At 68.7% G+C, this 6,470-nt stretch carries 6 protein-coding genes; 3 read left to right on the top strand and 3 right to left on the bottom strand.

Features of this window, described 5'->3' with window-relative positions:
• From ACEQXV_RS20900 to ACEQXV_RS20890, 3 genes are all read right to left on the bottom strand, one after another.
• The coding region (locus tag ACEQXV_RS20900) for a hypothetical protein (protein ID WP_370270795.1) at positions 1-410 on the bottom strand (410 nt) is incomplete at its 3' end.
• Positions 411-508: 98 nt separating this feature from the next.
• On the bottom strand, positions 509-1,087 hold the full coding sequence (locus tag ACEQXV_RS20895; protein ID WP_370253584.1) for a hypothetical protein: 579 nt from the start codon (positions 1,085-1,087) through the stop codon (positions 509-511).
• The gene (locus ACEQXV_RS20890) at positions 1,084-1,671 is read right to left on the bottom strand and encodes a riboflavin synthase (RefSeq protein WP_370253582.1); all 588 of its coding nucleotides are present in this window, start codon (positions 1,669-1,671) and stop codon (positions 1,084-1,086) included. Before ACEQXV_RS20890 ends, ACEQXV_RS20895 begins: the two co-directional genes overlap by 4 nt.
• A gap of 153 nt (positions 1,672-1,824) precedes the next feature.
• Between ACEQXV_RS20890 and ACEQXV_RS20885 the strand changes: the two genes are divergently transcribed.
• The 3 genes from ACEQXV_RS20885 (at position 1,825) to ACEQXV_RS20875 (ending at position 6,415) form a co-directional block, all read left to right on the top strand.
• On the top strand, positions 1,825-3,135 hold the full coding sequence (locus ACEQXV_RS20885; RefSeq protein ID WP_370253580.1) for a capsule biosynthesis protein: 1,311 nt from the start codon (positions 1,825-1,827) through the stop codon (positions 3,133-3,135).
• A gap of 92 nt (positions 3,136-3,227) precedes the next feature.
• Positions 3,228-4,352: a polysaccharide biosynthesis/export family protein gene (locus tag ACEQXV_RS20880; protein ID WP_370270797.1), complete on the top strand. Its 1,125-nt coding sequence runs from the start codon at positions 3,228-3,230 to the stop codon at positions 4,350-4,352.
• A 5-nt stretch (positions 4,353-4,357) separates the two neighbouring features.
• Complete coding sequence (locus ACEQXV_RS20875; protein ID WP_370270794.1) at positions 4,358-6,415, top strand: capsular polysaccharide biosynthesis protein; 2,058 nt, start codon at positions 4,358-4,360, stop codon at positions 6,413-6,415.
• The last annotated feature ends 55 nt before the right edge of the window (positions 6,416-6,470 follow it).

Here is a 6,470-nt window from a genome sequence, read left to right as displayed (position 1 = left end):
CGCCCCTGCCGGGCCTCCAGCCGGGCCAGGCGCAGCAGCGCGGCGGCGCGGTCCCGGTCGGTCATCTCCGTGTCCAGCGCCCGGCTCAGCACCTCCTGCGCCGGGCCGGATCGGCCTTCGGCCCAAAGCGCATCGGCCCGGACCACCGCTACGCGCGAAAGGATCAACGCACGCCCGTCCCGGTCCTGCAGTGGCTCGCCTGCCTCCAGCCGGTCCATCACGGCTCCGAGCCCGGCGCTGTCCAGCCCCTCCAGCGTCACGACTGCGGCGCGGGCCGATTGCACCGCCGCCCTCTGTTCGGCCTCGTCGGCGGCCCGGCGGCGTTTGGCAACCCGATTGCGCAGCAGGATCGACAGCAGCATGATCGGAACGATCGCGATTTTCAGAAGGGGCAAAAGGCTGCTGGTCAAGGGTCAGGGTCCGGTCGGGTCGCAGCACAAGCGCCGCGCGTCTTTTCCCTAGATAGGCGCGTCCCGCCGGAAAGGCAGCCCCGCCACGTGCCGGATCGTCAGAACCGTTGCCCTTCGGCAAAGAAGCGCTCAGCCTCGATCACGCCCGCCAGCTTTCCCGCCGCGCACCATTCCCGCTCCACCGCCGTGGCCGAGACCAGCACGACGCCATCGGCAGGCAGGCCACGCGCGCGCACCAGCCCGGCAATGCGGTCGCGCATGGCAGACCAGCTCTCGGTAAAGCGCGGCGCAGGCGCGGCATGGTCAAGCAGGCCGGCATTGGCCGCCATCACCGCCCCCGGATGCGCCGGGGCATAGATCGCGGCCAGCCGCTCGGCCGCGCCATCCAGCGGGGCCAGTCGATCCGACACCGAAGGCGGCAGGGCCACCCGGCCCGGGGCCATTTGCAGGGCGTTGCCCGAAAACAGGAAGGCGATCACGTCATGCCCCGAGGCCGCACGGATCGAGGCATAGGTCTTGTAGTCGATCCCGAGCCGTTCGGCCCGCGCCACGCGCACACGCAGGATCTCGATGGGCAGGGTCTTCAGCAGCGATTTGCGCGCCTTGGTCCAGGCCACCTTGCGAAAGCCGTAGCCCGGCTCCAGCGTCGGGCCACCATTATGACCGATATGGCTCATCCCCATTCCTGCAAGCGCGCGACATAGCGGGCCAGGGTGTCGATCTCCAGGTTCACCCGGTCGCCAACGGCAGCCTCGCCCCAGGTGGTCACTTCGCGGGTATGGGGGATCAGGTTCACCCCGAAATCGCAGCCATCGACCTCGTTGACCGTCAGGGACGTGCCATTGAGCGCCACCGACCCCTTGGGGGCGATGAAGCGGGCCAGCGCCTCGGGCGCGCGGAAGGTCAGGCGCAGGCTGTCGCCCTCGTCGCGGGCGGCCACGATCTCGGCCACGCCATCGACATGGCCCGACACGATATGCCCGCCCAGTTCGTCGCCCACCTTCAGCGCCCGTTCCAGGTTGATGCGCTTGCCCTCGGTCCAGTCACCGATATTGGTCTTGGACACGCTTTCAGCCGAGATATCCACGTCGAACCAGCCGGCCCCGAGCGCAACAGCGGTCAGGCAGACCCCGTTGCAGGCGATCGAAGCGCCGATGTCGATCGTGGCCGTGTCATAGGCGGTCGCGATCCGTGCGCGCAGGTCGCCGCGATGTTCCAGCCGTTCGATCCGGCCGATATCGGTAATGATGCCCGTGAACATGGGGTCCCCGCGTTTTCTTGGTCCTGTCCCATTCACCTAGCTTTCTCCCGGGGTTCAAACAAGCCCCGTGCAGGGTCATAATCCCGGCACAAAGCGGCCCTCATGGTGCCCATGACAGGTGCAATCCTGATCGGCGTTCGTTACGAGTGTCATATGTCCAAGAGGTTCCCCGTGCCGACTCCTGCGGCCCAGACCCGCTCTTTCCTGTTTCTCCAGGGCCCGCACGGGCCATTCTTCCATCGTCTCGGCCGGATGCTGCGGGCTGCGGGGGCGTCGGTGTGGCGCGTGGGCTTCAACCAGGGCGACAGCGCCTTCTGGCCCCACCGGGCCAGCTACATCCCCTTCCGCGACAGGCCCGAGGACTGGCCCGCGCGCCTTGATCGCCTGCTGGATGACAAGGCCATCACCGATATCGTGCTCTATGGCGACACGCGCCCCATCCACGCGGCAGCCGTCGACGCGGCCCGCGCCCGCGGCCTGACGGTGCATGTCTTCGAGGAAGGCTACCTGCGCCCCTACTGGGTGACCTATGAACGCGGCGGGGCCAACGGGCATTCGCGGCTGATGGACACCACGGTTGCCCAGATGCAGGACGCGCTGCGCAATCTCGACCTCGACCTGCCCGACGCACCCGCCCGGTGGGGCGACATGCGCCAGCACATCTTCTACGGCGCGCTCTACCACTGGTTCGTGATGTTCCTCAATCGCGGCTACCGCAACTTCCGCCCGCATCGAAACATCACCGTCGCGCGCGAGCTTCGGCTCTACCTGCGCCGGATCGCACTGATGCCCGCCTATGCCGCCAGCCGCATCTACGCCACCTGGAAGATCAAGACCGGGGGCTTTCCCTACCATATCGCGCTGTTGCAGCTGGAACATGACGCCTCGTTCCAGAACCACGGTCCCTTCGACAGCATGACCGACTTCCTCGATCTCATCATCGAGGGCTTCGCGAAGGGCGCACCGCAGCATCACCACCTGGTGCTAAAGGCGCATCCGCTGGAAGACGGGCGCGCGCCGATCCGGCGCACCATCGCCCGCCTCGCGCGCGAGCACGGCATCGCCGCGCGGGTCCATTACGTGCGCGGGGGCAAGCTGGCGCGGCTGCTCGACGATGCGCGCAGCGCGGTCACGGTCAATTCCACCGCGGCGCAACAGGCGCTCTGGCGCGGCCTGCCGCTCAAGGCCTTCGGCACGGCGGTCTACCTAAAGCCCGAGTTCGTCTCGACCCAGACACTGGAAGAGTTTTTCCACCTGCCCACCCGCCCCGACAGCCGCGCCTATCGCGACTACCGGCATTACCTGCTGGAAACCTCGCAGATCACCGGCAGCTTCTATTCCGCCCGCGGACGGCGGCAATTGCTGCGCCAGGTGGTCGATATGATGCTGTCGCCCGAAGATCCCTATGACGCGCTCAATGCAGGGCGCCCGGCACCACGGCAACACCTGCGGGTCGTTAACTAATGAAAACTGGCCTTGCCGAAAGAAATTCGCTAGGGTGCACAAAAATATAAACGAGGCAGTACAGGCAATAAGGAGCCAAATCCGTGAAATCGATGGCTTCCCGAGGGGCGCGTCTGGTCGCCCTCTTGGTGGTCGTGTCGCTTGTGGCCACATGTGGCCTTCCGCGATCCGGCCCCAATCGTCGCGAGCTTTTTGCAGGCTCGATCCAGCGCGAAGGCGATGCATTCGTGGTCTCGGTCAATGACCGGGTGCTGCGCGCGACCGCCGTGGTCGAGGCCCTGGGCTTCAGTTCCGACTTCGTCAACGCAGGCCAGCTCGGCTCTGACACGATCCGCCCTGGCGATACGCTGTCACTGTCGATCTGGGAAAACGTGACCGACCCGCTGCTCGGCGCCCAGGGCGCCCCGAGCACGCAGCTCGACGACGTGCAGGTCGATGGCGCGGGCTTCATCTTTGTGCCCTATGCAGGCCGGGTGCGCGCGGCGGGCAATACGCCCGACCAGCTGCGCCAGATCCTGACCCGCGCACTCGACGAACAGACCCCGGACCCGCAGATCATCGTGCGCCGCGTGGCCGGAAACGGCGCGACCGTTTCGGTCGCAGGCGTCGTGGGCGGCCAGGGCGTCTACCCGATCGAGCGCCCGACCCGCACGCTCTCGGCCATGCTGGCGGCGGCTGGCGGCGTCACCGTCGAGCCCGAGATCGCCCGCGTGACCGTGGTGCGCGGCGACCATACCGGCGTGATCTGGTTCAACGACCTCTATTCCAACCCCGAGCTGGACATCGCCCTGCGTGCCAATGACCGCATCCTCGTCGAGGAAGATACCCGGTCCTTCACCGCGCTCGGGGCCACCAACACCCAGACCCGCGTGCCCTTCGACACCCAGACGATCTCGGCCATCGAGGCCATCGCCATCGTCGGGGGCCTGAACGCGAACCTCGCAGATCCCACCGGTGTCTTCGTCCTGCGCAACGAACCCGAGGCCATTGCCCGGCAGGTGCTTGGCCGCGACGACATCGTGGGCACGCAGCGCATGATCTACGTGCTCGACCTGACCGAGCCCAACGGCATGTTCGAGGCCCGCGACTTCGTGATCCGCGACCAGGATACGCTTTATGTGACCGTGGCACCGTTCGCCCAGTGGAACCAGGTGATCAGCGCGCTGACCGGCACGCTTGCCACCGCCGGGTCGATCAGCAGCCTCGGCTCCGACTGACAGGCATGACGGGCACGCCCGAAACAAGGCCCGCCGGCACCCCTGCCCGGCGGGCCTTCTATGTCACCGGCGGGTTCCTGACCAACCGGCGCGTGCGCCGTATCCTGGAACTCTCCGGCTTCGACCTGGCGCTTGGCAAGCCCGGCCCGGATGACGACATGCTGGCCTGGGGCCACAGCCCCTATGCCGCGCGCGCCGAGAAGGTGGCCGCGTCCAGCGGGGCCGCGATCGTGCGGGTCGAGGACGCCTTCCTGCGCTCGCTCCATCCCGGCCGCTCGGGCGAGCCGCCCCTTGGCCTGACCATCGACCGGCGCGGGGCCTGGTTCGACAGCCGCCAGCCCTCGGATCTCGAACATCTGCTGGCGACCCATCCGCTCGACGACACCGCGCTTCTGAACCGGGCGCGCGATGCCATCGCCCGGATGAAGGACGCGGATCTGACCAAGTATTCCGCCGTCGATCCGACCCTGCCCGCGCCAGAGCCGGGCTATGTCCTCGTCATCGACCAGACCCGTGGCGATGCCTCGATCCGGCTTGGCGGCGCGTCGGAAAGCACGTTTCGCGAAATGCTGGTCCTGGCGCAGGAGGAAAACCCGGGCGCGCGCATCGTGGTCAAGACCCACCCGGAAACCGCAGGCGGCCACCGACCGGGCCATTACGGGCCGGAAACGGCCACCGGGCGCATTCAGCTATGCACCGCGCCGCTCAGCCCCTGGGTGCTGATGGAGGGCGCGACCGCCGTCTATACCGTGTCCTCGCAGCTCGGGTTCGAGGCGATCCTTGCCGGGCATCGCCCGCAGGTCTTTGGCCAGCCCTTCTATGCCGGGTGGGGTTTGACCGAGGACCGGGCCCCCATCGACCGTCGCCGCCGTCGCCTGACGCGGGCGCAGCTGGTCGCGGGCGCGCTTATCCTCTACCCGCGCTGGTACGATCCCTACCGAGACCGGCTGTGCGGGCTGGAGGACGTGCTGGCCACGCTTGAGGCCGAGGCCCGCGCCTGGCGGCAGGACCACAAGGGGCACGTGGCCCTGGGCATGCGCGCCTGGAAGCGCGCGCCGCTGCAAAAGGTCTTTGCCACCTCCGGCCCTGCCCTGCGCTTCGCAGACAGCCCAGAGGCCGCCACCCGGCCCGGACGCCCGGTGCTGGTCTGGGCGGGCAAGGAAACGGAGGCCCTGCGCGAGGCCTGCGCGCGGGCCGCCCTGCCGCTTGCCCGCGTCGAGGACGGGTTCCTGCGCTCACGCGGGTTGGGGGCAGAGCTGGTGCCGCCCCTGTCACTGGTGACCGATGACCTTGGCATCTACTACGACCCGACCCGCCCAAGCCGGCTGGAGCGGCTCATCGCCGAGGCCGCGGCCCTGCCCCCCCAACGGCTGGTGCGCGCCGAACGGCTGGCTGCGGCGCTCGTGGCAACGGGCGTCAGCAAGTACAACCTGGCGGGACGGGCGGAGCTTCCCGAAACGGGGGGGCGCGAGGTCGTGCTGGTGCCGGGACAGGTCGAGGACGATGCCTCGATCCGGCTCGGGGCGGGCGAGATCTGCACCAACCTGGCGCTGTTGCGCTGCGCGCGGGCGCGACATCCCGAAGCCTTCCTCGTTTACAAGCCGCATCCCGACGTGGAAGCGGGCCTGCGCGCAGGCCGGATCGAGGCGGCAGAGCTGGAAGGTCTCGCCGATCACGTGGCCCAATCCGCCGATCCGATGGCGCTGATCACCCGCGCCGACCGGGTGGTGACAATGACCTCGCTCCTGGGCTTCGAAGCGCTTCTGCGCGGCGTGCCCGTGACGGTGACGGGCACCCCCTTCTATGCCGGATGGGGCCTGACCGAGGACCTGGGCGCGATCCCGGCGCGCCGGCGCGCGCGGCCCTCGCTGGCGGCGCTGGTTCATGCCACCCTCATCGCCTATCCGCGCTACCACGACCCGGTGACGGGCCGGCCCTGCCCGGTGGAGGTGGTGGTGGAGCGGCTCGCCTCGGGCCAGATCCCGGCCCCGGCCCTGCGTCTGCGGACCCTGGCCAAGCTGCAAGGCTGGTTCGCGGGACAGGCGTGGCTCTGGCGCGGATAGGGTTTCGCCGCGCCCCTTCGGGTGCGCCGACGCGCGCGATCCGTTCCGGATCGCG

The sequence above is a fragment of the Nioella sp. genome (assembly GCF_964229645.1).
In the GTDB taxonomy this organism is placed as follows: Bacteria; Pseudomonadota; Alphaproteobacteria; order Rhodobacterales; family Rhodobacteraceae; genus Nioella.
The sequence above is the reverse complement of the archived record's forward strand: the minus strand, read 5'-3'. Positions and strand labels throughout refer to the sequence as shown.

Bases quoted from the DNA above. Each gene is read 5' to 3' on its own strand.
- ACEQXV_RS20885 (WP_370253580.1), top strand. From the start codon at position 1,825: ATGTCCAAGAGGTTCCCCGTGCCGACTCCTGCGGCCCAGACCCGCTCT.
- ACEQXV_RS20875 (WP_370270794.1), top strand. From the start codon at position 4,358: ATGACGGGCACGCCCGAAACAAGGCCCGCCGGCACCCCTGCCCGGCGG.
- ACEQXV_RS20880 (WP_370270797.1), top strand. From the start codon at position 3,228: ATGGCTTCCCGAGGGGCGCGTCTGGTCGCCCTCTTGGTGGTCGTGTCG.
- ACEQXV_RS20890 (WP_370253582.1), bottom strand. From the start codon at position 1,671: ATGTTCACGGGCATCATTACCGATATCGGCCGGATCGAACGGCTGGAA.
- ACEQXV_RS20895 (WP_370253584.1), bottom strand. From the start codon at position 1,087: ATGAGCCATATCGGTCATAATGGTGGCCCGACGCTGGAGCCGGGCTAC.